This window comes from Paenibacillus sp. SEL1 (assembly GCF_054602535.1).
This window is the reverse complement of the sequence record NZ_CM137723.1, coordinates 4255695-4281216: the sequence shown is the minus strand read 5'-3', so window position 1 is coordinate 4281216 and position 25522 is coordinate 4255695. Positions and strand designations below refer to the sequence as shown.

Sequence of the window (25522 nt, the reverse complement as noted above, 5' to 3'; positions counted from 1 at the left end):
TGGAACAACGCAAAATGTGACGTTTTACGCCTCTTATCGAACTTGTCAGCATGAATAAAAGCCGTCCACTTCCCGGTCTGGTCAGTTGGACGGCTTTTTCGTAATTTTAGTAATAATAGAACTGAAATCCTCACCTTTAGCAAACTGATAGGTGCCGGTACGAATTTTGGTATTGATTTTTTGGGCCTTAGCTGCTGCCTCAAATGCACTAGCATCCGACACAACCCCTGCCCGTTGCAATCCTGATGCCACACTTCTCAAATTGCTTCCCGATGCAATGCTATACTGCACTTGTGGGGTGGCAGGCTGCTTGGGGATGTTGGGAGTCGTTGTAGTGCCAGACCTTTGAGTTTGCGGCTTATTCGGACTTTGTGGAACCGATGCGCTGGTCGAAGGTTTAGAAGCCGCCGAGGATGTGCTATTTGCAGGTACCTTTGGTGTTGACGGCGTTTGAGCTGGTTTAGCCTTTTGGGGTGCAACCGGAGTTTTGTTGCCTTCCTTGATCACCTTATTACGCCATTCCTCTTCTGTCATTTTCGGATCAGAACTGTCACTGATCTGAAGATTTAATTCGGCAGCTGCCTTTTCTAATTGCTCTCGCGTCATGTTTTTTGGGTCTGTTGAAGATTGCTGCGATTGTCCCTGACCGATCATTGCCAGTTGCAACAGCAATGCCCCCGTTATAAGGCCCGTACCCATGCCTAGCATAAATGAACGGTTTTTGATCACGTTACATCCTCCCGCTCCGCGAGTTGCAATATAAGCTGTACTTCCCCCCGCTGGATGCCTGATTGCTTGGCTATATAATCCAACGACTTGCCTTGCTCATGCAGCGCAAACAACTCTTGATAACGATCACGGATGGACTCTACTTCCTGCTCAGTTTCAGGGTCTTGCAATACTGTCTGCTCCTCCATAGTTACGAGAGGAGCTTCTGAATCAGAATAGCCTTCCTGTGCAGACACTCCAGGTTGCGGACTTTGAAATTGACCGTAAGCAACCGCTACCTGATGAGAAGTTACTGTATGTTGTATTTCCTTAGATACAGGCTCGGTTTGCATAGAAACAGTAGCAAACATAGCCTGGCGCTCAAGCTCCACGATACGGTTCCGAAGCTCAGCTACTTGTTCCTGTAATGCCGCCTGTTTAACTGTATGCTCCTGCTTCATACCAGATACGAGCTCAATCAGCTCGTCATTGTCGTTTTCAATATCGGCCATATACTGCTCCAATGTGGCCTCGACCTTTTGAACGACGGCCTCTTCTGTTCCCCGGCCTGGCTGACGCTTAGGCAGAAGCCAGGCGTAGACAACAGCTGCAGCGCCCAGCAGAACAATATAAATCCATGGTTGATCCACTGCCCATCGTCTCCTTTAATAACGCTTCTCCACCTGTCGGATCAGAGCGAAAAATCAATATGGTGTCCCTTGTACGGATGCTCTGCCGGATGCTCCTTAGGCACCTCAGTCTCATCTGATTGGGAACGGCTCTGCTGGGAAGAATCTCTGTTCTGTCCTCCCGTTTGCCGCTCACCGACGAATGTTTCTGCAGACTGATCTATGGCACTGGTTCGCTGACGCATGTTCTCTGTCTCCAGCGCGGCCTTTTGTCCAAGCAATGCTTGATCATTCATCGGCCGCTGCTGGGACTCACTTTGGTATTTTCCTGCTTCACTGGTGCGAGGTACGGCAATTTGCAATTCAACAGCCTTCAAGCTCATTGGACCACACCCTTTCCGATTGGGCATCCGTATCTGTCTTTCAAGGAATACAATGTTGAATGATTAACAGTGTGCTGAATTACACGTAGGAGGACATGCTGATGTCTCCCTCATGATAATAAAACGCCATTCTTTCCACTGAATCTTTAATAAATTTTGTATATCTGCCGATAACTATTTTAGAGCCACCGTAAATCACATTTTTCACTTCTACCCGTGCCCGGCTCGTATCCTCTAATGTTCGTTCAATTTCAAGCATTCTGGACTTGGTTTCCAAAAGCTCCTGTTCATTAGATTTTTTAGTAGATGTCAGCTTGATTCGCATAGCCATTCTTTCAGGTGCAAGCTGTCCGGCGGCGGCAAGTTGATCCAATATGGTAAGGGCCTTATTCGTTTTATCCTGGCTGTCTGTCTGCTGCTTCAAACGTGCGCGGAGTTCTGTCAGTTCATCGCGCAGTTCAGGAAGCACACCCACTTCGATAACAGTAGCTGTGGACATCGTATTACCGATGGTACGAGCTACTACCTTTTTACCAGCTTGTACACTGCCACCTACGATAAGCCCTTTGGTCCCCTCGCAGAGTACATTTACACTCGCTTTAATCTGGGAATGCATGATGCTCTGGGATACAAGTATATCGCCTCCCGCAATCACGTTACCATCTTGTATGAATGAGCATTTGACATTTTGTGCAGCTTTCACGAACCCCTTATGGTATCCGATAATACCGCCACTGATTTCCACTGAACCTTCCGCCTCAATTTCAGCGCCTTCCACACCACCGATGACACGAATGTCGCCAGCCGCCCGAACGCGAAACCCTGTCAAGACATTCCCACGAATGACGACGGTTCCAACAAAATCAATGTTACCGACACTATAATCGACGTCCCCGTTCACTTCATATACGGGGAACACATTAAGCTTGCCCTTTTCAGTCGTAGTCACCAGTCCGTCAATAGCCGCATACATGGCAACACCTTCCGGATGGATCACTACATTTTTTCCAACTTTAAAACGCGCCTCTCTTCCTGGAAGAAAAGGAATTTCCTCTCCGGTTACAGCAATCCCCGGTACACCCGGCACAGGATCAACTCGTTCGGCAATCAGTTGTCCACGTTTTACATTTCTTAAACGAGTTAGTTCTTTATAATCCACCCGACCATCTACGGTTTCAAGTGGCTTATGTGCATCTTCGCCAGTCACAATATCAGCCAGATTAATTTTTCCGTCTTTGCCATGGATCGGCTGCTTTCCCTGAGCAATCAGTAATTTTCCGAAGAAATGATCTTCCGGATTTGCCGCAAATACGCGAATCGCATCGGTCATTAAACCGTAGGATATTTTTTGGTTGCTTAGAAAACGCTCTAATTCTTCCACAGAACAGGCAAAACCTTCTTCACGTTTGGCAAACTCCAAGTAGGCTGTTTGTTTGTCAGGTGAGACAACCACTTTTAAATACTGGTCCAAAGCATATTGCTTCTCCACAAGGGTGCTCCTTCCGTCTAACTGTTACTGTAACCTCCCGTACGTTAATCTTTACGCATTAGCAAATCCCGTTGTTTGTCCAATGTCGCTCTTAGACGTAATATTGCTTTGGAATGCAACTGTGAAATTCGCGATGGAGATAGCGACATGACCTCAGCGATTTCGCTGAGTGACAAATCCTCGTAATACAATAAAGAAACAACGATACGTTCTTTTTCAGTCAATTTATCAATGCCTTGTGCAAGGGCATCACGAAGTGTAAATTCATTGACCTTATGATCCGGATTTTTCGCCTTCTCGTCCACCAAAAGGGAAAGCCGTGTTTCCGATTCCTCTTCGCGGATCGGGTCCTCCAGTGAGACAATCGACATAACAGCGACTTCCTGGATCATACTTTGAAACTCTTTTTCAGAAACGTCCAAATAATGGCTCATCTCTTCGTCGCTTACCGTACGTAAATATCTTTGTTCCAAATGCTGGTAGGCATCCTCGATTTTTTTTGCTTTTTCCCTAACTGAACGAGGAACCCAATCCCCTTGACGAAGACCATCCAAAATCGCTCCGCGAACACGCCAAGAAGCATAAGTCTCAAACTGCAAACCACGCTCATAGTCAAATTTCTCTAAAGCGTCAATCAAACCCATAACGCCGTTACTCGCCAGATCATCCTTGGATACATTTTTGGGCAAGCCTACTGCAAGGCGGCCCGAAACATATTCCACAATATGGAGATACTTTTCAATTAACTGTTTCTTTGCTTCCTTGTCACCGTGTTCTTTCCATTGCTCCCATAGTTCGGAATGGTTTAAATGAGCGGCTTTACGCTCGTTCATCGGCTTCACCCTCCTTATTTGTCTGTCAGGTGACGAACGGCCTTGGCCAATTCTTCAGGGTCCTTGTTGGAAACCAGCTTAGGTGGGTTTAAAGGCGCGAAACCATTGTTCCCTTCGTCCGTCTGCTCTGGTTTCGGTTTCAGCAATTCATTCAGGTTTTCATTCTCGTCTGGTGTCGTCAGGTCCAGATTCCCCCCTACGCCATCTACCTGAGAGCTTGCCCGGCTTTGGGCATTCCCCAGATCTGGCCGCGCTACAACACCTAGTGTCCAGCGCAGCACAAATGCAAGTAGGAACCAAAAAACGAAGGCGATCAAGCCACGAATTAAGCTCGTGGTCAGCAGATTGCTGCCAACGGACAACACAAAAGTCAGAATAAATCCGACTACTCCAGACCAAAGATTAATGCGTAAGCTGCCAAATAACATGTTTATAATTCCTTTACACCTTTTTGTACGCTTCGAATATTCAAAACGCCAGTTTCAGAGTCCAACTCAATCGTTCGTCCATAATTGCCGCCTGTGTCCTCCGCAATCAAGGGAATACCGAGATCTACGAGCATCTCTTTGCATGATTCTACATTGCGTGGACCAATGCGCATGGTATCTCCACTACCGGCAAAGGCGAACATCTGCGCTCCCCCTGCCATTTTGGCAATCAGTCTGCGTCGTTCAGCACCCAATTTCAGCATCCGCTCAAATAACTCGGGCAGCGCCGTATCGGCGTATTTAGCAATATTCAGTTGCCCTTCACGTGCAATATCCGAGGATGGTAGCATCACATGTGCCATACCTGCCAGTTTCAAGTGAGGATCGTAGAGAGTCAATCCGACGCAAGAACCGAGTCCTGTCGTGCGAATCGAGTTCGGGTTACTGGTAACATTTAAGTCAGCCATACCGACTTTAATGATGCTTTTATCCTCAATCATCGTTCATCGGGACTCCTAACGACCTAAAGATTTTCCCGAACGATTCTGGATCAGGAATCAGGAAAAATTGACCCTCTATCTGATTCTGCCCTTCCAGAAACGATGTGTCAATCAATAATGCAGCATCCCCCATCTGCCCAAACTGCAGCAGTCCATAGCTGAGAATTGCTCCTGCCATGTCCAACGCCAGCGCAGGGACTGTTGGATACATAGATAAACGCGTAAAGTCTGCCAGCGAAGACAAATATGAGCCTGCTAAAATGTTTCCGATCTCCGACAGGGCTGAGTGCTCCATTTCGTTAAAACTGTCCTCATCATCTGAAGGAATATTCGCCAAACGGGAAAGTAAGCTTTTTGCCGCCTGAGGCTGCAATATGAAGAATAGATTCCCGGGGGCTTCCCCTTCTACCCTAAAAAATATGGCAACAACAAGTTGCTCATAGCCGCCGACTTTCTCGGCAATTTCCTCAAAGGGCAGCATTTGTACTTTGGGCACACCCATATCGACCGGCTTATTGAGAAGCCGGGAGAGCGCTGTAGCAGCGTTCCCCGAGCCAATGTTGCCGACTTCTTTCAACACATCCAACTTGAAGTCTTCAAGATTTCCAAGATTTTCCATATATTAATCCTCTAAGCCTTCCAGTTGGTTCATCTCGCTACGATTCAGGACTTCGGACAAGTTCAGCATAATCAACAAGCGCTCTTCACCAATCTTAGCAACTCCGCGAAGGTATTTAGCCTTAACTCCACCAATCACTTCCGGTGGTGTCTCGATATTGTCAGAATTCAGGTCAATAACATCATTCGCTGAGTCAACAATAAAGCCGACTTGCATTTCACCCACTGCAACGATAATGATGCGAGTTTGATCGGTATATTCAGCTTCAGGTAATCCAAACCGGCCACGAAGATCAATAACCGGAATGACTACGCCTCTCATGTTGAATACGCCTTTAACAAAATCGTAGGTTCTTGGAACCCGTGTAATCGGCACCATGCGTTCAATAGATTGGACTTTTTCTACTTCAACACCGTATTCCTCTTCACCAAGCTTAAATACGATAACTTTAATTTCTTCTCCCATGTCTAAAAACCCTCCTTATTGATGTCAGCAACTTCACATTTCTTTCATTTTTGATGAAGACATTATTTAATGAAAACATTCGGGTCGATGATCAAAGCAACCTGACCGTCACCCAGAATCGTGGCGCCTGAAATTCCTTGGATGTTTGGAAGGTATTTGCCCAGATTTTTAAGGACAATTTCACTTTGTCCCAAAAAGTCCTGTACGGAAAGAGCTGCCAGACGGTCTCCCTTGCGGATGACCACGACCTCTGTCTCTTCTTCTTCATCTTCATTGAAGTCCGGTACCTCGAACAGCTGACTCAAGGAGATGAGCGGGATATGAGAATCGCGGAAAGCAATCATTTTATTGCCATGTACTGAACGAATTTGTGTTCGCTTGACGATCGCAGTCTCCACAATGGAGGACAATGGAATCGCATATTTTTCAGAACCGATCTGTATCATCATGGCTGCAATAATGGATAGGGTCAGCGGCAATTGCACAGAGAAATTAGTGCCTTGGCCCAGTGTAGAGTGAACCGTAACATTACCACCCAAAGCGGTGATTTTGGATTTAACAACGTCCAAACCGACACCACGTCCTGATACGTCTGAAATGACTGCAGCTGTACTGAAGCCCGGAGCAAACAATACCTGATAGGCTTCCTCGTCGGTCATGACCGCTGCTTGCTCTGCCGTCAAAATCCCTTTAGAAATAGCACTGTTTAGTACCTTATCGCGATTAATGCCATTTCCGTCATCTTCAATCTCGATGAATACGTTATTTCCGCTATGGAAAGCACGCAAGTGAACCGTTCCTGTCTCAGGTTTACCAGCTGCAATCCGGTCGGCTACCGACTCAATGCCATGATCCACGGAGTTCCGAAGCAAATGCACCAGAGGATCGCCAATTTCGTCGATAACAGTGCGGTCCATTTCAGTCTCTGCTCCAGTAATAACCAAATCAAGTTTTTTATCCAGCGATTTGGCCAGATCGCGCACCATACGCGGGAAACGATTGAAAACAGTATCTACTGGTACCATCCGCAATTTAAGAACGACGTTTTGCAAATCGCTGCTCACACGACTCATGTGCTCTACTGTTTCTGTCAGTGCTGGATTGGAAGCTTCACTTGCCAACTGCTCTAACCGCACACGGTCAATGAGCAACTCGCTAAATAAGTTCATAAGTACATCCAGGCGTTCAATATCTACGCGAATCGTACGGTTATGCGTAGGCGCAGCTGCCTTAGCTGCTGGTGCTTTTCCTGCTGCTGGCTTAGCCACAGAGGCCGCAGCTGGAGACTGCGGCTGGGATGGAGCAGGTGGTTGCACGGCAACAGGTGCTTCCTGCACCGCAGCAGCCTCAGCCAGTCCAGCAGTAACTTCGCTCATTTGTTTAAGCGATTCCTGATCTAGTTGTACCACTGAGACAGTGTCAATTTCAGAGATACCCGCGATTTCCTTTTCCAGCTCCCCAACTTCTTTCTGCGTTATGTAATATAACGAGAAGCTTTGCTCGAATTTCTCCTGCTCAATATCCTGTACCGACGGATAGGCCTTGACGATTTCACCAGAGTTTTCCAGCGTGTTGAACACCATAAAGGCACGTGCCGCTTTCAACTGGCTCTCTGAGCTGATTGTTACCTGTATATAGTGAACACGATGTCCTTCAGAAATAGATTGCTCCAGTACAGAATACTGGAACTGATCCAAGACAAGCCCAGCACGATCATTTTTGTCCACTTTTTTAGATGGAGACTCCTCAGTGGCAGCTTTTGTGCCGGACTTTTGGAAATCCCCACTCACGATGGATTGTAGTGAAGATACAATAGAGGAGACATCCGCTTTTCCGTCGCCCCCCTCTGTAATGTGCTGCACCATGGACTCCAAAGCATCCAATCCTTTAAATAAGGTATCGAATATAAATTCATGCATCGCCAGCTTGTTGTTACGTACCAGATCAAGAACGTTTTCCATTTGGTGAGTTAGCGATGCTAGGTCTTCAAATCCCATCGTAGCAGCCATTCCTTTGAGGGTATGGGCAGAACGGAAAATCACCTGAACGATGCCTAGATCGGTTGGATTGCTTTCCAGTTGAAGCATTTTTTCGTTAAGAGATTGCAGATGATCATTCGACTCATCAATAAACATGTTTAAATATTGGTTCATGTCCATTGTGAGACACCTCCTCCATGAGTTACACTCCGATTATTTCACAACTTGTACAAGCTTGGGGGCGATCTCCTGCATTGGCAGAAGGTGACGCACACATTTTAACTCTACTGCTGAGCGGGGCATTCCGTACACTACACAAGTTTCCTCATTTTCAGCAAATGTGGATTGTACCCCAGCATCATAAAGCTTTTTCATCATTTTGGCCCCATCGCTCCCCATTCCAGTGAGCAATACTAGATGCCGCTCCAACGAGGTTAACGAGAGCAACGATTCAAACATCGTATCTACGGAAGGACGGTGACCATTGCGAGCTTCCTCCATCTTCAGTGACACAGTGTATTTACCACCGGCTCCTGGCACAATTCTTAGTTGATATCCCCCTGGGGCAATGTAGGCCGTTCCAGTCTCCAGCGTCATTCCCTGCTCAGCCTCCACAACTCGGAGTGGACTTAACGTGTTCAAACGTTGTGCCAGCGAACGAGTGAAGTTTGGCGGCATATGCTGAACGATAACGATTGGAGCAGGAAAATCACCAGGAATGCGTTCCAACAGCGTCTTAAGCGCCCGCGGACCGCCCGTAGAACATCCCACCGCCACCAGTTTGCGAAAGCTGGACGTATGCACACCTTTTTTAAGAGAAAATCCTTTAGATGCGGCAGGAACTGTAGGTGCCGTTACTAGAGGCGTAGCAGCCGCTGGAATAGGAGTAGCTGATGAACTCACCGTCTTACGGGGCTCTGGCTTAACCAGCCCTGCTTTATCCTTACCATGCAGCGATTTGTCAGCGGCCGTATTAGAACTGTTTAGTTTCCCTGGTGTTCGTCCCATCCCCTTGGACAAGTCTTCCTTCTTCTGAACAGTAGATGCTTGGACTGACTTGCTTGGCTGAGCAGCTGGCTGTTCTATGCGCCCCGCCGTAACAGATGTTCCAGACTGTTGTCGTTTCGTTTCCTGCTTGGCTGCTGCCGGGACGGACTTGCCAGCATCACGCTTCGGCTGAGTTGATACAGCAGGTGAAGGAGCAAGCGGAACAACAGGAGGCTTGTCTGTCGAAGTTTGACTGCCTGCTCGTTTCTCAGTCACCGCCTGTCCTGTAGTCTTTTCCTGTGGCGTTTTTTTCGCTTGTTCCAATGCAGCTTTGCGCTCATTAGCTTCCTTGCGCTCCAGGCGGCTCCGCACTGCTTGCATAGCAGTGCGCATCTGTTCCAGCAACGCCTTGCTCACTTGTTCGATATCTTGCGCATGAGCAATGGAAGGCTTTCTTATAAAATCGAAAGCTCCTGCCTCCAGAGCCATGATGGTCTCCTTCATGCCTTGTTCATTAATGCCTGACAGCATAATAACAGGTAGCGGATGGGCTGCCATAATCAATGGCAATGCTTCAAGACCATTCATTTCAGGCATCTCGACATCCATGGTGACCAAATCGGGCTGCAATTCCTTCACTTTCTCTACAGCCTCTTTGCCATTGGCGGCTGTACCTACGATGTTGAACGACTCATCCCTTACAATTAAATCTGTAATAATTTTGCGCATAAAGGCCGAATCATCTACAACCAGCACCCGGTAAGCACACATGTTAAACACCTCTGTTTCCTCTCATCAAAATCAATGTACAGAACGTCGCAACCATTTTTGCATAAACCCTTTAATTCCATTCAATGCACCTGATTGCGGAATCTGTGGCATTGCTGCAAAATGGTGTGCCAGATTCAATATATCTCTTGAAGCCGCACATCCCGGAAAAGCAACCATAAAAGGTATTTGCCTTTTGACTGCTTGCATGACATGAGTATCATCACTGATATGCCCAAGCAACGGGATTTCGATCTCCAAAAAGCGTCTCGCAACCAGTGCGATCTTATCGGCAACTTGACGGGCCTCATTATCGTTATCGGCACGATTGACTATAATTTTGAATACCGTATTCTTTTGCAACCCGCTGACGACTTTAATTAGCGCATACGCATCTGTTAAGGACGTCGGTTCCGGTGTGGTTACGACCAGGCATTCGTCAGCTGAAGTGATGAATTTAAGGTTTTCTTTAGATAAACCTGCACCTGTATCAAATAGAATGTAATCCATATCTGCCGCCATTTTTTCTACTTCTTCGGCAAAATAATTCAGATCGTCATCCGATAACGTAAACAATTCGCTCAAGCCCGATCCTCCAGCAATATAAGGCAAACCACCTATACCCGTTTGAATAATTTCATCAATTGATTTCTCACGTTTTAACAGGTGAAGAAGATTGTATTGTGAATTGGTCCCCATTAATACATCAATATTGGCCATACCGATATCAGCATCAAACACAAGTACCTTTCGACCAAGGGATTGCAGAGCCAGAGCAAAATTCAGCGTAAAATTGGATTTGCCCACCCCGCCTTTACCACTGGTGATCGTTATAATTTTGGCTTGACGATTACGTGGGGGCAATCGATATTTATCCAAGGAAGAAGCCATTTGTCTAAGTGATTGGGCTTGGTCACTCATATGGAATCTCCGTTAGCTCCTGATGATGCTTTGGGTCCAAGCAGCATGCTTGTCACCATTTCTGTATCGGGATGAAGCAGGTCGTCAGGAACATTTTGTCCATTGGTAATATAGGCCAGTTGCATCGGAAACTGATGCAAAAGATTAAACATTCCACCGCAGCTACCTGTCTCGTCCATCTTAGTAAATACAACCTTACCAAGACCAAACTTACTGAAATGTCCAGTTATATTGAGCATATCTTTGCTTTTGGATGTCAGGCTGAGTACCAGATACGTCTCACTTTCATTAATAGGCGAAAGCAGACTTTGCAGTTCCGAAACAAGTAATTCATTACGATAATTTCGTCCTGCGGTATCCATGAGGATCAGGTCACAATGTTCCAGACGTTGAATGGCTCTGTGGACGTCACCGGGAGACTGCACAACTTCAAGCGGTACATTCAAAATCGTAGCATATGTACGCAGTTGCTCGACGGCTGAAATCCGGTACGTGTCAGAAGTAATAAATCCAACTTTGCGATGATGCTTAAACAACTGCTCTGCCGCTAACTTGGCAATGGTTGTCGTTTTCCCTACTCCGGTAGGACCTGCCACATACACAATTTTGGTATCTTTGGAGATCCCTTTGTCCAGTCTTGTCTGAATAAAACTGGCCACTTCCTCACGAAAGGCTTGTTCCCAATCAAAAGTTTCAGGCGCAAAAGGATGCTCACTCCGGCGCACATATACCTGTTCGAGCCAATATTCCAGTAAATCGCGTTCTACTTCCTGCTCCAGCACACGCTCACAAATCTCTTGCAGCGGCTCCGGCCAAGTACTTTCCAATGAAGAATTTCGGGAAAACCGAGTCATCATAGCCTTCATTTCCCGCAATTCATTAAGCAGAGCCTGATTTCCCTCTGCTCCGCTCTTCTCTGGAACACTTACTTCAATGGGCTGTTTAAACAGTTCACTGGATGATTTCATGTTCGAAAGCAATGCTTCATGATCAAGTACTTGAGACATAGTCTCCAGATTATTAGCAGGCCTAGATAACAAATGCTCAGTTGCTGAAGCAGCCTGTTCTGCATCATTCGTTAATTCAGCTTGTTCTTCTTTGGAACCACCCGTCATCTGCGTTACCCGCCGATAAGCTTCTGGAGCAGCTTGTCTGGGAACCACAGGCATAAATGATTTTTCTGGCTGTTCAGGAGCATTCATTGAAGATGAAGTCGCCTGGGTAGGCTCTTGTGAGGATGGTCCAAACCGTCGTGGCTTTTGAGGTTGCTTTTCCTCTACCGCAGCTACCACTTCGATTTTCTTTTTACTGAACATTCCCATGAAACCGCCGACCTTCATTTCCTTTGTACTTAAAATGACGGCGTCTGTTCCTAAGTCACCCCTGATTTGCAGCATAGCTTCTGGCATGGTATCCACTACATATCGTTTCACTCTCATAAGTTCACCACCCCGACACTTTGAATTTCAACGTTCGGCTCCAGCTCACTGTACGACAGCACCGGGACATCCTGCATAGTCCGCTCCATCACTTGCCGCAAATACATCCGAATTGTCGGTGACGTTAACACAATAGGCTGCTGTCCAGATTGAATGAGACGGTTGATTTGCTCCATCATCCTTTGATACACCGTTTGCGTAGACACCGGATCAAGAGCCAAATAGCTACCTTGCTCCGACTGTTGCACGCTTTCAGCAATTTTCTTCTCCAATCCTGGTCCCACTGTGATAACGCGTAACGTCTCCCCTTGTTGGGCAAATTGCTGCGTAATCTGGCGGGACAACGCCTGACGGACATATTCAGTCAGCACGTCAGGATCTTTTGTATAAGTACCGTAGTCAGCTAGCGTTTCGAAAATAGTCACCATATCGCGAATGGAGATTTTTTCTTTCAACAGCTTGGCTAATACTTTTTGTACATCCCCAATCGCAAGCACAGAAGGAATAAGGTCGTCCACCAGCACTGGATAATTCTCTTTGAGATTGTCGACCAGCGACCGTGTTTCCTGTCTGCCAAGCAACTCATGAGCATGTTTCTTGATCGTCTCCGTAAGATGAGTAGCTACAACTGAAGGTGGATCAACTACGGTATAACCCGATAGTTCCGCAACATCCTTAGTGTTTTCATCAATCCAGAGCGCGGGTAATCCGAAGGCCGGTTCTGTCGTTTCAATCCCTGTAATAGAATCGTCGTCGTATCCCGGACTCATAGCCAGGTAATGATTTAACAGAAGCTCCCCGCCGCCCACGGTATTACCTTTAATTTTAATGACATATTCGTTAGGCTTGAGCTGAATGTTATCCCGAATACGAATGACCGGCACAACCAAACCCAGCTCCAAAGCACATTGACGACGGATCATAATAATCCGATCCAATAAATCCCCGCCCTGCTGTGTATCCGCCAGCGGAATTAACCCGTATCCAAATTCAAATTCAATTGGATCTACCTGAAGCAGATTAATGACACTTTCTGGACTACGGACTTCTTCAATTTGTTGCTCCTCTTCCAGCTGTTCATCGGCTATCTGCTTGCGTTCCATATTGCCCTGCATTCTTCGAGCCGCGAAAAACAGCAGAATCGCCAGTGGAAGAGTTGTAATGATATGAATAGGCGTGAAGAGACCCAATAATGCAATTGTGGCAGCCACAATATAGATCAATTTTGGATAAGAAAAGAGCTGTCCAGTTAAATCCTCTGCCAAGTTGCCATCCGACGTAGCCCGTGTAACAATTAAGCCTGACGCCGTGGATATGAGCAGTGCAGGAATCTGGCTGACCAGTCCGTCACCAATGGTGAGTACAGAATAAGTCGACAGCGCCTCTTGAAATCCTTTTCCCTGAACGGCCATACCGATAATAAAGCCGCCGACCAAGTTAATGATCAAAATGATAATACTAGCAATGGCATCACCTTTAACGAATTTACTCGCACCATCCATCGCTCCGTAAAAATCAGCTTCCCGTTCGATTTTACTGCGTCGTTCACGGGCTTGCTGCTCATTGATCAAACCTGCATTCAGATCAGCATCAATACTCATTTGTTTACCCGGCATCGCATCCAATGTAAACCGTGCGCCTACCTCAGCAACCCGCTCAGATCCCTTGGTGATAACAATGAACTGTACGACCACGAGAATGAGAAAGACAACAAAACCGACGGCAATTTGCCCTCCTGCAATCCAACTACCAAACGTAGCAACTACTTCCCCTGCATGTCCCTCACCTAAAATAAGTTTGGTTGTAGAGATATTAAGTGCCAAACGAAACAACGTTGTAATGAGCAGCAATGAAGGGAAAATAGAAAACTGTAAAGCTTCCTTCGTATTCATAGAAACGAGTAGAATCATCAAAGCAATAGAAATATTAATGACGAGTAGGATATCCAGCAGCCATGATGGGATCGGGAGAATCATCATAAGAACGATACCGATGACGCCTGCAAGGACAGTTATTTCTTTTATTTTCACGGGTCTCTAGCCCTCCGATCCCTTTATTTCACTTTACCTTTTAATTTATATACATACGCCAGCACTTCGGCAACGGCCTGGAACAGATCAGCTGGTATCGCATCCCCGATTTCGGCTCTTTGAAACAGCGCCCGCGCCAGCGGCTTGTTTTCCATCGTTATTACGCCGTTTTGCTTGGCAATTTCTTTAATTCGGAGCGCAACGTAATCTTGCCCTTTCGCAATAATCTGCGGCGCTTCCATCTCCGAACCGTCATATTTCAAAGCCACAGCAAAGTGCGTAGGGTTGGTGATGATGACATCTGCATTAGGAACCTCCTGCATCATACGCTGCATAGCCATACGGCGTTGACGCTCGCGAATTTTCCCTTTGATCAGCGGGTCACCCTCCATTTTCTTGTATTCATCCTTGATGTCTTGTTTGGACATTTTCAGGTTTTTCTCATGCTCATAACGTTGATACATATAATCCAACACCGCTAAAACGAACAGCACCACACCAATTTTGAGCCCCAGTTCCATCGTTAATGAAGCTGTAAAGCTCAACATCTGATCACCGGACATTTCAGCCAGTTTGGGTAGGTCAGCCTTTGTTTTCCAGAGTACGCTGTACACCAGATAACCAATCACGGTCATCTTTAAAACAGATTTTAGGAATTCAACCAATGACCTCATGGAAAAAATATTTTTGAATCCTTTAATCGGATCAATCTTGCTAAACTTGGGCGTAATGCCCTCTCCGGTTAATAAAAAGCCGATCTGCATGTAATTGGCTGCTATCCCGATGACAATAGCCCCAATAAAAATAGGTGCCAGCATAATCAAGATTTGCACGCCATACTCGCCCATCATCAGCAGCGTTGTGTTCGGCGTTACCTCCATAGAGAGCCGATTCACAAAAATATCTCGAAATAGTCGAACTGCATGGTCCTTAAAATACCCGCCGAAAATCATGAGGCAAAAAAACGTAACCAGCAAGACACCAGCGGCGGGCAACTCCATGCTTTTGGCAACCTGCCCTTTTTGTCTTGCATCCTGTTTCTTTTTGGGTGTAGCTTTTTCCGTTTTTTCCCCTGAGAACAACTGCAGGTTCATAGCATATTTAAATGACAAACTACGTTCCTCCAGACCAGACATTAAGGACGATTACCCATAATATCCAACAAGTTGCGCATGGATTCGAACATCACCGAAAACAATCTTTCGAATATAAAAGCAAAACTTGGCATGAGAAGCAGTAACATGAACAGTCCCACAATAATTTTAAGAGGTACACCAATAACAAAAATGTTGAATTGTGGCGCTGTTTTAGCTAAAAAACCAAGTCCCACATCTGTTAAAAAGGTAGCCACTACAATGGGAGCAGCAATTTGAAAAGCAAGCATAAATGATTCCGCAAAAGAACGTACCAGGAATTCAGTTACACTGCCACCATACAGCTTTACAAAAAAATCATTTGTCAACGGTACCCAATCATAGCTGTATAAGATAGCATTTAGCAGATGATGGTGCCCATTTATACTTAAAAAGAACAATACCGCTATGGCAAACTTAAAATTACCTGTTAAAGGCGTTGAAGCCCCTGTCATGGGATCAAACACACTCGCCATTCCGAAGCCCACCTGTAGATCTATAAATGAACCTGCAGTTTGGATCGCTGTCATGAACAGATATGCAGTAAACCCCAATAACAACCCAATCAGCACTTCACGCCCCACTAACAGCACGTACGATACATCGGTCGGTACCTGTTGATGCGTACCATATGTAAGATACACGACCAAAGCTAGAAATCCTGAAATTCCGACCTTAAAGATATTAGGTACCCCTCGGGTTGAAAAAATAGGCGCTACTACAAAAAATGAGGTAATCCGACAAAAAATCAGCAAAAAAACAGGAAAACTCTGTAACAATATGTTCATAACATTCAGCCTAACCTATATATTTGTACAAATTGTCTAGAATGTTATACGTAAAGTCCACTAATGTGGTCAATATCCAGGGCCCGAACAAAAGCAATGCCAGCAATACGGCGACAATCTTCGGAACAAAGGCCAGTGTTTGCTCCTGAATTTGGGTTGTCGCCTGAAAAATACTGATAATCAAACCCACGACTAGCCCCAAAATCAGCATCGGAGCGCTCACCTTGAGTACAATGTACACCGCTTGCCCAGCCAGGGAAATAATAAACTCCGAAGTCATTGCCGTCCTCCTTGATTGCTGTCCTTGCATGAAGTATTCATGTGTTAAAACTCAGAAGCAATGATTTGACAACCAAATACCAACCATCTACAAGTACAAAGAGTAGTATTTTAAAAGGAAGTGAAATCATTACCGGTGGTAGCATCATCATCCCCATAGCCATGAGTGTACTCGCTACTACAATGTCAATAACTAAAAACGGTATAAAAACCATAAAGCCCATCTGAAATGCCGTTTTCAATTCACTGATTGCATAAGCCGGAACCATCACCGTTAGTGGAATATCCTGATAATTCTTTGGTTTTTCCATCTTGGTGTATTTCATAAAGAGTAGCAGATCCTTCTCACGTGTATGAGAGAACATAAAGGTCTTGATCGGTACCGATGCCTTATCCAGCGCCTGAGACTGTGTTATATCCCCCTTGAGATAAGGCTGAAGTGCAGTTTCATTCATAGCTGAGAACGTCGGTGCCATAATGAATAAAGTGAGAAACAAAGCCAATCCGACAAGCACCTGATTAGGCGGCATCTGCTGGGTTCCCAGCGAAGTTCGCACAAAGCCAAGCACAATCACAATTCGCGTAAAGCTTGTCATAAGTACAAGCAACGCGGGCGCTACACTAATGACAGTAATAAGTAAAATAATAGACAGCGAGGTGGCACCGGGCTGTCCTTTGTCCGAATTGCCGACTTGAATATCAATGTTCGGAATCGGTTCCGCAGAGGCCGCCGTCACCGAAATGAAGCTGAACAAGACAAGCAGCAAACATGCAAGTATAATCTTTTTTCTCATGAATCTCCCGACCGATCTGTAGTATTCTCCTCATTGCGCAGCTTTTCAAGTTTATCCTTGCGATTCGGCATTTGCCGAAGCTTGGATTCAAACATCTCATGAAAAGATGTCTCCTCTTCAGGCTGCTGCTGTGCCGCGTTGTTCCGGCGAAGCTTATCCGCAATTTTAGCGAATAGCGGGGCAATCGGGCCGCGCTGCAGAGAAGCTTCCTGCTCCAGTGCGGCCAAAATTTGCTCCACTTCTTCAGGATCGGATACTTTGTCAACAAGCCGGATATCTTCTCCCACACCAATGAGGTACACACTGCTACCAACTTCAACAAGCTGAAGGGATTTATTGGGACCAAGTCCCACGCCTCCCAGTATGCGAACGGAGCGGTTGCTAAACCAGCTCTGATTTCTTTTACTCAAAAACCGTATCAAGTACACGATCAGTACGATGATAAAGATTAGCACGAAAAGGACCCAGGCAATGTTGCCTATATTGCTGGATGTACTCAATGCGTCAGAGGCACCCTGTTGTGTATCCATACTGGGTGCGCCTTACACACCCAGTGTTTTGTTGATGGCTTCGATAACCCGATCCGATTGGAAAGGCTTAACGATAAAATCTTTTGCGCCAGCTTGAATGGCATCAATAACCATTGCTTGCTGACCCATCGCGGAACACATGATAACCTTTGCGTTCGCGTCAATTTGTTTGATTTCCTTCAGAGCGGCAATGCCGTCCATTTCAGGCATCGTGATATCCATCGTAATCAGGTCCGGACGAAGCTCCTTGAATTTTTCAATGGCCTGTGATCCGTCCTGGGCCTCTCCTACTACTTCAAATCCATTTTTGGACAGGATGTCCCGAATCATCATTCTCATAAATGCAGCATCGTCCACGATCAAAATACGGTTTGCCATCTGAAATAAATCCTCCCTAAATTATGCTTTTATTGTAATTTTTGAATACGGTCCCATTGGCTTACAATATCTGTTACACGCACGCCAAAGTTCTCGTCGATTACGACAACCTCGCCCTTGGCAATCAGTTTGTTGTTAACCAAAATGTCCACCGGCTCCCCGGCAAGCTTGTCCAGTTCAATAATTGAACCTTGTGAGAGCTCCAGAATATCTTTAATTTGCTTTTGGGTCCTTCCTAATTCTACGGTGACTCTAAGGGGAATGTCCATCAATAAATTTAAATTGTTTTCATCCACTTGCGCAAATGCACCGGACTGCAAGTTAGAAAATTGTACAGGTTGTACATTTACATTACGTCCCGGTACTGCGCCGTAGTGATGAGGCGTTCCATAAGGAGCTTGCGGCGGTACACCAGCTGGCATTCCATAACCCGGTGTTCCATAGCCTGGAGCGCCCTGCTGCCCATATCCCGGGTCTTGAGGATACATTGGCGGTTGTTGCCCATATCCTGCGTCTTGCGGCGCCTGCGCGGCTGCAGGTGGCTGCTGATAGGCTGGTGCAGGTGGTTGCTGCGGAACGCTAGCTTGTTGCGGCGCTTCGGGAGCAGCTGTTGCAGCTACCTGTTGTGCGGACGCTTGCGGTTGTTCTTCATCCTCTCCGCCATTCATTAGGATGCTCACCATTTTTTTAGCAAAATTAACAGGCAATAGTTGCATCAGCGTTGAGTCAATAAGATCCCCGATCAATAACCGGAAGGATACTGTAATGAGCGTCTCTTCATCCGGCAGACTGGATACTCCATCACCGTGCATAGGATCCAAAATATCAATCCCCGGTGGAGAGATATTAACAAAACGATTAAACATGGTAGACATAGAGGTCGCCGACGATCCCATCATCTGGTTCATCGCTTCCTGCACGGCACTGATGTGAATTTCATTCAATTCTTCATCCGCTGGATTACCTTCACCACCAAGCATTAAGTCCGCTATCACTTGTGCATCACGCTTTTTGATTACGAGTGAGTTAATTCCCTCGAATCCATCGACATAATTTACATGTACGGCTACGTGTGGCTTTGGAAATGCAGTTTCAAATTCAGAACGGGTAATAATTGAAACTTTAGGTGTCGTAATATCCACCTTTTGACCGAGCAGTGTGGAAAGAGCCGTAGCTGCGCTGCCGAACGTTATATTACCGATTTCCCCGAGAGCATCCTGCTCCAGAGGAGTCAGAAAATCGTCAACGGTCTTGCCTGCGGGAGTAGAATCCGTCCCCGCTTCAGACTGTTTCAGCAAGGCATCGATTTCCTCCTGGGACAAATAGTCTTTACTCGTCAATTTCTTCAACTCCTTCGTTGACAATTTCATCAATTTGTACGGCAACACGATCTCTTACCATGCCGGGACTTCCCATAAACTTCAATTTATCGCCCACCCGGATGGATAGTCCTTCTTTGACAGGTTTGTTCAATGAAATGACATCCCCGACCGAAAGACCCAGAAACTCGGCTACATTTATCCGGGATTCACCCAACTCCGCAATAATAGGGAGCTCTGCTTTGGTGACCCGTAATCTCAAGGCGTCGATCTCTTCGGGCGCCCTTGATTTCTTTTCGGATGTAAACCACTGGTGCGTGGACAGTCTGGCCATAATGGGTTCCAATACCACGTGCGGGATACAGAGGTTAATCATCCCTGTGGTATCACCAATTTTGGTACTAAGCGAAATCAGAGCAATCGTTTCATTGGGCGAAACAATCTGCATAAACTGCGGATTCGTTTCCATCGCCTCTAGGCGCGGTTCAATGTCCAGTACCGTTTTCCAAGCCTCTTGCAGGCTATCAAAGGTACGGCTGAAAATTCGCTCCATGATCGTCGTCTCGATTTCGGTCAACGCAGTAACCTTTGACGGTGCCGAACCTGTTCCTCCGAGAAGCCTGTCCAACATGGCATAAGCAACGTTCGGGTGAACCTCAAGCACCATACGGCCTTCCAGCGGTTCAGCTTCAAAAATGTTTAGAATGGTCATTTTCGGAATGGAGCGAATGAATTCATCATAAGGAAGCTGCTCCACCTGAACGACATTAATTTGGACAAAAGTACGAAGCTGCGCTGAAAAATATGTGGTCAGATACCGTGCAAAGTTCTCGTGTATCCGCGTCAAACTCCGTATATGATCCTTGGAAAACCTAAGCGCTCTTTTAAAATCATAAGCGCGAACTTTCTTTTGGGTATCTTCCTTTTTAAGTTCTTCCGCATCCATTTCACCGGACGAAAGAGCTGCTAAAAGGGCATCAATTTCCCCTTGTGACAGTACATCCACCAATGTTATTCACCCCCTTACGTGTTCCTGACAAGTTCACCTGGAATCAAATGGCTGCCAGCAAAAAGTCTGTAATTTTGGCGTTCCCCAGGTGACCTTCAGGGAGCGACTTGTTGATGAGATCCGTCAGCTTGTCACTGAACTGGTCCCGGCCTTTAGCCGTTCTGAGCTCATCAGGTTTGGTGTCTGCAAGCAATTGAATAACGATGGGCTTAATACTGATGTCTTTAATTTTTTCAAAAGATTCTTTTGCTTTGGCATCGTTCAATTGAAAAGATAGGTTCATCTGGACAATGTAATCTGCGTCTGCCAAATTCGTTTTGATACCGGTAATTTCAGAGCTCACTTCCACCAATTCATCTGCTGACAATCTTGGAAGTTGTTCTGCTTGAGCAGCTTGCGCATTCGGTATGACTTCCGACTTCTTCCCGCTAAGCGCTGGTATAAGTACAAAGGCCGCGCCTGCAATCAAAGTAATCGCGAGTAAAATTGTAATGAGCCATGGCAGCATCTTCTTCATTCGTCTTCCTCCATTTGTTGCACTTTTATCGTGGCGGCATGCATGCCGATTTCACGGCTGTAACCCTTGATCAAGGAGACGACATCTGCCGCTTTTTCCAATACAATCAACCGTTTACCCGTCACCAAAGTGACGTATGTATCCGGTGTTTCCTCCACAGTCTCAATGAGCAGCGCATTAAGCCACATAGGCGAGCCGTTCAGCCGCGTTAACGGGATCATCGTAACACCAACCTCCTGATAGGTGCGGAGGAGCCTCTACTCCTCCGCGTTTAAATGAGATTATCGTTTCAAGTTTACAACTTCCTGAAGAACTTCATCCGAGGTCGTAATGATACGCGAGTTCGCTTGGAATCCGCGCTGAGCTACGATCATTTCGGTAAATTCGCCTGTCAGATCAACGTTGGACATTTCCAGCTGACCCGCGATGATAGCTCCACGCCCCTCTGAGTTGGCTGGTCCAGGCTCAAGTTCATCAATGTTGGAGTTGACCGTTGTACGATACAGGCTGCCTCCAATTTTCTCCAAACCTTCCGGGTTAGTAACTCTGGCTATACCAATTTGCGTGCCATTATTCACTGTACCATCTTCTAATTGCTGTACAATCGTGCCATCCTGTGAGATAGAGACTGCCGTAACATTGTCTTCAAGTGTGATTGGATCTCCATCCAAATTTCCCACAAAAAATCCATCGGAAGTAACCAGATTCCGGTTTGCATCTATGTGGAAATCACCCGCACGAGTCAGATAAGGAACTTCCTGTGCATCATTCATTTTGACCAAGAAAAATCCGTCACCATTAATCCGCAAATCCGTTGGGTTGTTCGTAGTCATCGCACTACCTGGAAGATGCAGTGTATCAATTGAGCTAACCGAGACCCCCAAACCTACCTGCTTGGCATTCTGCCCGGCGGTTGTTGTTCCGTCTGGTGCACTTGCGCCCGAGCTCGTTTGGCTCAAAATATCCTTGAACATTACTCGGCTGGATTTGAAGCCTGTAGTATTTACGTTTGCAATGTTGTTACCGATAACGTCCAGCTTTGTTTGAAAGCCCTTCATGCCCGATACACCTGAATACATTGATCTCAACATTGAGTATAAATCCTCCTCTGATTGGTTGCTTAGTTGACCGCATCAGTCGATCCGCGGCTTTTTCATGGCTTTCCTATTCGGGCCAGCCACTTCGTATACATGTTTATGAAATAATTACAGCACTATCTATCTGCGTAAATACGTTATCCTCCATGGATTTCTTATCCATCGCGGTAACAACTGTTCGATTAGGTACACTTACAATCAAAGCCATATCCTGCATTAAAATCAGTGATTCTTTGGCGCCTTTGGCAGCTGCTTTATCCACAGCAGAGTTAATTTTCGCCATTTGGTCACTTCTCAACTCTATTCCCCGTTGCTCCAAACGCTTGGCTGCATGGTTGCTCAGCTTGAGCACCTGATCCTGCAACACCTGACCGAACGGTCTGGCATCCTTCGATACCGAATTTACTCGGTTTTTTGAGATTGCTGCCGGGGGCACGTTGGCGGGAAAAAGGCGTCCGACCGTTATCCTGTCATTCATGAGTTCTCACCGCTTCCAGTAGAGGAAGAAGATGAAGTATCTGATGTATCTGTAGCGGGAGTCGTTGTGTTAGCCTGGCTCACTGATGTTACATCTTTTAATGCCACCTCAGCCGCTCCCATTTTGGCATACTGCACTCCGTCACGAATAACGATGGAATCCACGATTCCAGTTTTCACTGTACCCGCACCTGTTTCACCTGTAATGGAGTCTTTTTTACCTGCCTCAATCCAGCTGACTTCTTTTCCTATCAAACCGGAAGCCGTACCTAAAGACTGTCCCAATGCATTCAACTGCGTAGAAATGTTCATCAGTTGTTCCACCGAGGAAAACTGGGCCATTTGAGCGATAAATTCTTTATCCTCCAGAGGCTGCATCGGATCCTGATTTTGTAGCTGGGTGATCAAAATTTTCAAAAACTGATCTTTACCCATCGTTTTAGTATCCTTGGCACTCGCCGTTTTGACATTGTTCACATTGTAATTCGGCCAGACGTTACTGGTGGATACATTGTTGTCTGTCGTCGTCATTGTGTTCTCACCTCCATCATTACGCTTGTGCTGTAAAGGAGCCTGTCCGATTCATATCATCTGCACGTTGTTCTGCTGTCCAGTTACGGAGTTCCTCTGCCATTTCAGCTACCTTCATAGCATCTTCGCTCTCTTCTCTACCACGAGCTTTGGAACGTTGATTGGATTGCTGCTGCTGCTGATTAGCTCCAGATCCGCGTCCATCCTGATACATATGGGAGGAAAGCGACTCATTGTGCGTTACTTCTACCTTATCTACCTGGATACCTTGGCTCTGGAGACTCGAACGCAGCTGCGACATTTGCTGTTCCAGCAAATCCTTCGCTCCGCTATGCTCAGTCATGAACTGGGCAACCAGATGACCATTTTGCATTGTCAGCTTAACTTCCAGCTGGCCCAGATGATCTGGACGAAGCATGATAGTCGCTTCCGTCAAACCAGTGTGTTTTACAATGTCAAGTTTCTGCACTACAAATTCGGTCATCTCCTTGGCAAATTGCCGTACATGTACGACTGGTTGAGCCGGAGCCGAAGGTGTTGTTCCTTGCGTTTGTACCGAAAGCTGTCCCGCAGTCGTGATCACTGGAGTCTGATTGTCAGTTGCTGTCGAATCCGCTTGCTCAGTTGCATCTACGAATGCACTCGCTTCATCCGTTACAGTCGTCTTAACTGCAGACTGAACGAGAATATTAGTTGATGAACGTTGCCCTTCTGAACCTTGTTGATTAGTTTCGCCCTGACTTGCTTGCTGCTGAGAAGCAACAACCTGTTTGTCTGTAGTCGCTGTAGCTACGGTCTGAGTACCATTTGCTCGATTTGCAGAAGGCTGAACTGCTTGTGAATCCCCACCATCAGCAAGTTCCACAGCTTTCATTACACCATTCCACTGCTCATCAGAAATAGTTCCCGTACCTGCCGTTGCACTTTGGAGCGATTGTAGTAACTGTGCCACCTGGGACTTTTGGTCTCCAGAAGCCTGCTCTGCTACATTGGCAAGTTGTGACAAAGCGTCCTGTAATGCAAATCGAAGAGTAGCCGGGTTGGCTGCCAAAGCTGTTAAGGCTGTCGCCTCTGTCGTTTCTCCACCGTTTAACTGTTGATTTGTTCCGTCGCCTTGTAAAAACTGTTGTACTTGCTGAATCCACGCTTGCAGAGTTGCAAGCAGAGCAGGATCAGCAGCTACTTGATCATCCAGCTTTTCAAGATTTTGCAGCAAAGGAGCCAGTGTTTCGGCCAGCGGCTCGGTTGGAGCTTCCGTGGATTCTCCAGTTGCAATAAGCGGAAGTACCATAACTAATGGAGAACCGTTCGCATCTGTGCCTGCTGAGCCCGTTTGCCCGCCTGTCATCATTTGCGTAAGTGTTTGATTAAAAGCACCCGTGGTTGCTCCAGCAGCTGTCGCTGTAGTCGTTGTTGAGGCCGTTGTACTGCTAGCTGCCTGACTGGAGCCGAGCGATACACTTTGAGAAATAAGGGTCATTTATTTTTCACCTCCCTTCATTTAAATTACTTACTGCCCATCAGTTTATTCAAAATTTTTGCGGTCTGAGCCGCATCCTTGGCAGACATATTTTGTAGTAATGAACCACGTGTCGAATCATCTACTGTATTTAATATGTTTAATGCCTTGTCTGGACTGATTTTGTAAGTTTGTAAAATAAGTTCGGCACCGCTCTTCTTGTCCATGGAAGCAAATGTGCTACTGATTTGAGTGCTTTGCAAACTCTTACTCGTTGTTCCAGCTGTGGTACCTTGATCCTTTTTCAGACGAGACTGCAACGCAGCAACTGACAAATCCGTAGATGGCGTTACGTTTTTCAGAGCCATAGTAATATCGGCTGCTTTTTTAGCGTCCATCTTTTGCAAAATCTTCGCACTGTTGGCAGGGTCCATGTAGCTTAGCAGCTGCACAGTCTCTTCCGTAGTCAGATTCTCCATAATCGGTGCCGCTTTACTAGCTGTCATTCCTTCATACATGCTAGCAAGATCTCTGGCCTGTTTTACATAAGGATCTTCATTTGTTGTTCCACCTGTAGTTTGCGTACCAGCCTGTCCCTGCTGACTGGCCTGTGGCTGCTGTTCCTGTTGCGTTTGGAGGGTATTGACCTGATTCTGCAGTTCAGTAACCTTTTTATCTTGTGTCGTCTTAGCAGCGGTAGCCTTTTTAAGCTCCTCCGTCTGCTTGGCTAGATCTGCCTTTAACTGCTGAATGGTTGCTTCAGAACTTTCGGACTGAGCCTTTTGATCTGCCTCTTTCGTCTGTGTAGCCTTATCTTTCGGTTCAGGTACCCAATTTTTAACAACTGGTATTTTGTTCCCTAATGAAATCATTTGGCTTCTGAAGTCCATATTAAACAATGTAAGCAGGACCCCGACCAGAACGATTGTGAACACAATCGGAATCAGGAAAAACATAAACCGTTCAAATCCCCCGCCTGATTCTTTTCCTAAATCCATATCCAGTTCATTTTCTGCTAACTTCTGTGCCATCG

The 25522-nt window shown here is 46.2% G+C and carries 29 protein-coding genes; all 29 read right to left on the bottom strand.

All coding sequences use genetic code 11. From position 1 onward, the window contains the following. Positions 1-81: 81 nt before the first annotated feature. The 29 genes from ACYCSE_RS20070 to ACYCSE_RS19930 all read right to left on the bottom strand — a co-directional run bounded on the left by ACYCSE_RS20070 (position 82) and on the right by ACYCSE_RS19930 (position 25520). A complete protein-coding gene (locus ACYCSE_RS20070) occupies positions 82-729 on the bottom strand; it encodes an endolytic transglycosylase MltG (RefSeq protein WP_061829445.1) in 648 nt (215 codons plus the stop codon). After that, positions 726-1358, bottom strand: a complete 633-nt coding sequence (locus ACYCSE_RS20065) for a hypothetical protein (RefSeq protein WP_459699546.1) — start codon at positions 1356-1358, stop codon at positions 726-728. The genes ACYCSE_RS20070 and ACYCSE_RS20065 overlap by 4 nt, the downstream gene beginning before the upstream one ends. A 41-nt stretch (positions 1359-1399) precedes the next feature. Further along, positions 1400-1720, bottom strand: coding sequence for a hypothetical protein (locus tag ACYCSE_RS20060; protein ID WP_459699544.1), 321 nt, complete (start codon positions 1718-1720; stop codon positions 1400-1402). Positions 1721-1799: 79 nt separating this feature from the next. Beyond that, positions 1800-3209, bottom strand: coding sequence for a DUF342 domain-containing protein (locus ACYCSE_RS20055; RefSeq protein WP_459699542.1), 1410 nt, complete (start codon positions 3207-3209; stop codon positions 1800-1802). 44 nt (positions 3210-3253) lie between these two features. After that, positions 3254-4042 (bottom strand): FliA/WhiG family RNA polymerase sigma factor, encoded by a 789-nt coding sequence (locus ACYCSE_RS20050; RefSeq protein ID WP_016820968.1) that lies wholly within the window; start codon positions 4040-4042, stop codon positions 3254-3256. Between the two features lie 14 nt (positions 4043-4056). After that, positions 4057-4470, bottom strand: coding sequence for a hypothetical protein (locus ACYCSE_RS20045; RefSeq protein WP_025722357.1), 414 nt, complete (start codon positions 4468-4470; stop codon positions 4057-4059). Between the two features lie 2 nt (positions 4471-4472). Further along, a complete protein-coding gene (locus tag ACYCSE_RS20040; protein ID WP_010346358.1) occupies positions 4473-4970 on the bottom strand; it encodes a chemotaxis protein CheD in 498 nt (165 codons plus the stop codon). Beyond that, positions 4963-5589 carry a chemotaxis protein CheC gene (locus ACYCSE_RS20035; protein ID WP_023988204.1) on the bottom strand — a complete coding sequence of 209 codons (627 nt, stop codon included), beginning with the start codon at positions 5587-5589 and terminating at the stop codon, positions 4963-4965. The genes ACYCSE_RS20040 and ACYCSE_RS20035 overlap by 8 nt, the downstream gene beginning before the upstream one ends. Before the next feature lie 3 nt (positions 5590-5592). Continuing rightward, positions 5593-6054, bottom strand: a complete 462-nt coding sequence (locus ACYCSE_RS20030) for a chemotaxis protein CheW (RefSeq protein ID WP_235308130.1) — start codon at positions 6052-6054, stop codon at positions 5593-5595. A 62-nt stretch (positions 6055-6116) separates the two neighbouring features. After that, positions 6117-8213 carry a chemotaxis protein CheW gene (locus tag ACYCSE_RS20025; RefSeq protein WP_459699538.1) on the bottom strand — a complete coding sequence of 699 codons (2097 nt, stop codon included), beginning with the start codon at positions 8211-8213 and terminating at the stop codon, positions 6117-6119. Positions 8214-8246: 33 nt separating this feature from the next. Continuing rightward, positions 8247-9791 (bottom strand): chemotaxis protein CheB, encoded by a 1545-nt coding sequence (locus ACYCSE_RS20020; protein ID WP_459702549.1) that lies wholly within the window; start codon positions 9789-9791, stop codon positions 8247-8249. 30 nt (positions 9792-9821) lie between these two features. Further along, positions 9822-10709, bottom strand: a complete 888-nt coding sequence (locus ACYCSE_RS20015) for a MinD/ParA family protein (RefSeq protein WP_459699535.1) — start codon at positions 10707-10709, stop codon at positions 9822-9824. Next, complete coding sequence (gene flhF / locus ACYCSE_RS20010; RefSeq protein WP_459699533.1) at positions 10706-12148, bottom strand: flagellar biosynthesis protein FlhF; 1443 nt, start codon at positions 12146-12148, stop codon at positions 10706-10708. The genes ACYCSE_RS20015 and flhF overlap by 4 nt, the downstream gene beginning before the upstream one ends. Beyond that, positions 12145-14178 carry a flagellar biosynthesis protein FlhA gene (gene flhA / locus ACYCSE_RS20005; protein ID WP_016820963.1) on the bottom strand — a complete coding sequence of 678 codons (2034 nt, stop codon included), beginning with the start codon at positions 14176-14178 and terminating at the stop codon, positions 12145-12147. Before flhA ends, flhF begins: the two co-directional genes overlap by 4 nt. Positions 14179-14201: 23 nt before the next feature. After that, the gene (flhB, locus tag ACYCSE_RS20000; RefSeq protein WP_039274693.1) at positions 14202-15314 is read right to left on the bottom strand and encodes a flagellar biosynthesis protein FlhB; all 1113 of its coding nucleotides are present in this window, start codon (positions 15312-15314) and stop codon (positions 14202-14204) included. Further along, positions 15314-16099: a flagellar biosynthetic protein FliR gene (gene fliR, locus ACYCSE_RS19995; RefSeq protein ID WP_254325826.1), complete on the bottom strand. Its 786-nt coding sequence runs from the start codon at positions 16097-16099 to the stop codon at positions 15314-15316. Before fliR ends, flhB begins: the two co-directional genes overlap by 1 nt. Before the next feature lie 10 nt (positions 16100-16109). Then, entirely contained in the window at positions 16110-16379 is a 270-nt protein-coding gene (fliQ, locus tag ACYCSE_RS19990) for a flagellar biosynthesis protein FliQ (RefSeq protein ID WP_007430038.1), read from the bottom strand. A gap of 37 nt (positions 16380-16416) precedes the next feature. Beyond that, a complete protein-coding gene (fliP, locus tag ACYCSE_RS19985; RefSeq protein ID WP_061829456.1) occupies positions 16417-17172 on the bottom strand; it encodes a flagellar type III secretion system pore protein FliP in 756 nt (251 codons plus the stop codon). Further along, complete coding sequence (locus ACYCSE_RS19980) at positions 17169-17702, bottom strand: flagellar biosynthetic protein FliO (protein ID WP_023988197.1); 534 nt, start codon at positions 17700-17702, stop codon at positions 17169-17171. Before ACYCSE_RS19980 ends, fliP begins: the two co-directional genes overlap by 4 nt. Positions 17703-17714: 12 nt before the next feature. Next, entirely contained in the window at positions 17715-18080 is a 366-nt protein-coding gene (locus ACYCSE_RS19975; protein WP_010346372.1) for a response regulator, read from the bottom strand. Between the two features lie 29 nt (positions 18081-18109). Next, positions 18110-19420 (bottom strand): flagellar motor switch phosphatase FliY, encoded by a 1311-nt coding sequence (gene fliY, locus ACYCSE_RS19970; protein WP_165147592.1) that lies wholly within the window; start codon positions 19418-19420, stop codon positions 18110-18112. Then, positions 19410-20408 (bottom strand): flagellar motor switch protein FliM, encoded by a 999-nt coding sequence (gene fliM / locus ACYCSE_RS19965; RefSeq protein WP_235308125.1) that lies wholly within the window; start codon positions 20406-20408, stop codon positions 19410-19412. Before fliM ends, fliY begins: the two co-directional genes overlap by 11 nt. 43 nt (positions 20409-20451) lie before the next feature. Beyond that, on the bottom strand, positions 20452-20925 hold the full coding sequence (locus ACYCSE_RS19960; protein ID WP_023988194.1) for a flagellar basal body-associated FliL family protein: 474 nt from the start codon (positions 20923-20925) through the stop codon (positions 20452-20454). Further along, positions 20922-21146 (bottom strand): flagellar FlbD family protein, encoded by a 225-nt coding sequence (locus ACYCSE_RS19955; protein ID WP_013309896.1) that lies wholly within the window; start codon positions 21144-21146, stop codon positions 20922-20924. The genes ACYCSE_RS19960 and ACYCSE_RS19955 overlap by 4 nt, the downstream gene beginning before the upstream one ends. Positions 21147-21206: 60 nt before the next feature. Then, entirely contained in the window at positions 21207-22016 is an 810-nt protein-coding gene (flgF, locus tag ACYCSE_RS19950) for a flagellar basal-body rod protein FlgF (protein ID WP_061831869.1), read from the bottom strand. Positions 22017-22119: 103 nt separating this feature from the next. Then, positions 22120-22500, bottom strand: coding sequence for a TIGR02530 family flagellar biosynthesis protein (locus ACYCSE_RS19945; RefSeq protein WP_061831868.1), 381 nt, complete (start codon positions 22498-22500; stop codon positions 22120-22122). Then, positions 22497-23030, bottom strand: a complete 534-nt coding sequence (locus ACYCSE_RS19940) for a flagellar hook capping FlgD N-terminal domain-containing protein (protein ID WP_254325828.1) — start codon at positions 23028-23030, stop codon at positions 22497-22499. Before ACYCSE_RS19940 ends, ACYCSE_RS19945 begins: the two co-directional genes overlap by 4 nt. A 19-nt stretch (positions 23031-23049) precedes the next feature. Beyond that, positions 23050-24510, bottom strand: a complete 1461-nt coding sequence (locus tag ACYCSE_RS19935; RefSeq protein WP_459699526.1) for a flagellar hook-length control protein FliK — start codon at positions 24508-24510, stop codon at positions 23050-23052. A 26-nt stretch (positions 24511-24536) separates the two neighbouring features. Next, positions 24537-25520: a MotE family protein gene (locus ACYCSE_RS19930; RefSeq protein WP_459699524.1), complete on the bottom strand. Its 984-nt coding sequence runs from the start codon at positions 25518-25520 to the stop codon at positions 24537-24539. Positions 25521-25522: the final 2 nt, after the last annotated feature.

Bases quoted from the DNA above. Each gene is read 5' to 3' on its own strand.
- ACYCSE_RS20060 (WP_459699544.1), bottom strand. From the start codon at position 1,720: ATGAGCTTGAAGGCTGTTGAATTGCAAATTGCCGTACCTCGCACCAGT.
- ACYCSE_RS20050 (WP_016820968.1), bottom strand. From the start codon at position 4,042: ATGAACGAGCGTAAAGCCGCTCATTTAAACCATTCCGAACTATGGGAG.
- ACYCSE_RS20045 (WP_025722357.1), bottom strand. From the start codon at position 4,470: ATGTTATTTGGCAGCTTACGCATTAATCTTTGGTCTGGAGTAGTCGGA.
- ACYCSE_RS20040 (WP_010346358.1), bottom strand. From the start codon at position 4,970: ATGATTGAGGATAAAAGCATCATTAAAGTCGGTATGGCTGACTTAAAT.
- ACYCSE_RS20035 (WP_023988204.1), bottom strand. From the start codon at position 5,589: ATGGAAAATCTTGGAAATCTTGAAGACTTCAAGTTGGATGTGTTGAAA.
- ACYCSE_RS20030 (WP_235308130.1), bottom strand. From the start codon at position 6,054: ATGGGAGAAGAAATTAAAGTTATCGTATTTAAGCTTGGTGAAGAGGAA.
- ACYCSE_RS20025 (WP_459699538.1), bottom strand. From the start codon at position 8,213: ATGGACATGAACCAATATTTAAACATGTTTATTGATGAGTCGAATGAT.
- ACYCSE_RS20020 (WP_459702549.1), bottom strand. From the start codon at position 9,791: ATGTGTGCTTACCGGGTGCTGGTTGTAGATGATTCGGCCTTTATGCGC.
- ACYCSE_RS20015 (WP_459699535.1), bottom strand. From the start codon at position 10,709: ATGAGTGACCAAGCCCAATCACTTAGACAAATGGCTTCTTCCTTGGAT.
- flhF (WP_459699533.1), bottom strand. From the start codon at position 12,148: ATGAGAGTGAAACGATATGTAGTGGATACCATGCCAGAAGCTATGCTG.
- flhB (WP_039274693.1), bottom strand. From the start codon at position 15,314: ATGTCTGGTCTGGAGGAACGTAGTTTGTCATTTAAATATGCTATGAAC.
- fliR (WP_254325826.1), bottom strand. From the start codon at position 16,099: ATGAACATATTGTTACAGAGTTTTCCTGTTTTTTTGCTGATTTTTTGT.
- fliQ (WP_007430038.1), bottom strand. From the start codon at position 16,379: ATGACTTCGGAGTTTATTATTTCCCTGGCTGGGCAAGCGGTGTACATT.
- fliP (WP_061829456.1), bottom strand. From the start codon at position 17,172: ATGAGAAAAAAGATTATACTTGCATGTTTGCTGCTTGTCTTGTTCAGC.
- ACYCSE_RS19980 (WP_023988197.1), bottom strand. From the start codon at position 17,702: ATGGATACACAACAGGGTGCCTCTGACGCATTGAGTACATCCAGCAAT.
- ACYCSE_RS19975 (WP_010346372.1), bottom strand. From the start codon at position 18,080: ATGGCAAACCGTATTTTGATCGTGGACGATGCTGCATTTATGAGAATG.
- ACYCSE_RS19960 (WP_023988194.1), bottom strand. From the start codon at position 20,925: ATGAAGAAGATGCTGCCATGGCTCATTACAATTTTACTCGCGATTACT.
- ACYCSE_RS19955 (WP_013309896.1), bottom strand. From the start codon at position 21,146: ATGATCCCGTTAACGCGGCTGAACGGCTCGCCTATGTGGCTTAATGCG.
- flgF (WP_061831869.1), bottom strand. From the start codon at position 22,016: ATGTTGAGATCAATGTATTCAGGTGTATCGGGCATGAAGGGCTTTCAA.
- ACYCSE_RS19945 (WP_061831868.1), bottom strand. From the start codon at position 22,500: ATGAATGACAGGATAACGGTCGGACGCCTTTTTCCCGCCAACGTGCCC.
- ACYCSE_RS19940 (WP_254325828.1), bottom strand. From the start codon at position 23,030: ATGACGACGACAGACAACAATGTATCCACCAGTAACGTCTGGCCGAAT.
- ACYCSE_RS19935 (WP_459699526.1), bottom strand. From the start codon at position 24,510: ATGACCCTTATTTCTCAAAGTGTATCGCTCGGCTCCAGTCAGGCAGCT.
- ACYCSE_RS19930 (WP_459699524.1), bottom strand. From the start codon at position 25,520: ATGGCACAGAAGTTAGCAGAAAATGAACTGGATATGGATTTAGGAAAA.